This window comes from Plantactinospora sp. A48, assembly GCF_055793945.1.
The window spans coordinates 1-686 of record NZ_JBTIXF010000149.1 but is presented as its reverse complement, the minus strand read 5'-3'; the positions used below and the strand labels follow the sequence as shown (position 1 = coordinate 686).

1 protein-coding gene is annotated in these 686 nt (G+C 63.3%); it reads left to right on the top strand.

The window, feature by feature from the left end:
- Positions 1–686, top strand: a 686-nt coding sequence (locus ACXN5W_RS30380) for a glycoside hydrolase 43 family protein (protein WP_473161818.1), incomplete at both ends; no start/stop codon positions are given.

Genomic DNA, 686 nt, shown 5'->3' with positions numbered 1-686 from the left:
CCGCCGACGTCCGCTCCGCCGACGAGTGCGCCGCCGACGTCCGAGCCTCCGACGTCCGCGCCGCCGACGGATGGACCGTGGCCGCCGTCGTCGACCTACAGCAACCCGATCGTGTGGCAGGACTTCGCCGACGGAGACATCATCCGCGTCGGTGACGTCTACTACTACTCGGCCTCCACCATGCACTACTCACCCGGCGCGCCGATCCTGCGTTCCTACGACCTGGTCCACTGGGAATACGCCGGACACTCCGTCCCCTCCCTGGACTTCGACAACAACGCCTACAACATGATCGGCGGCCGCGCCTACATCAAGGGCATCTGGGCCTCAGCGTTCAACTACCGCAAGAGCAACAGCACCTACTACTGGCTCGGCTGCGTGGAATTCAACCGCACCTACGTCTACACCGCCACCGCCGTCGACGGCACCTGGTCCAAAAAAGCCCGCATCAACAACTGCTACTACGACGCCGGCATGCTCATCGACGACAACGACACCATGTACGTCGCCTACGGCAACACCCAGATCAGCGTCGCCCAACTATCCCCCGACGGCACCAGCGAAGTCCGCCACCAACAAGTCTTCTCCACCCCCTCCAACATCGGCACCCTCGAAGGCTCCCGCTTCTACAAACGCGGCAACTACTACTACATCTGGGTCACCCGACCCGCCAACGGCCAATACGT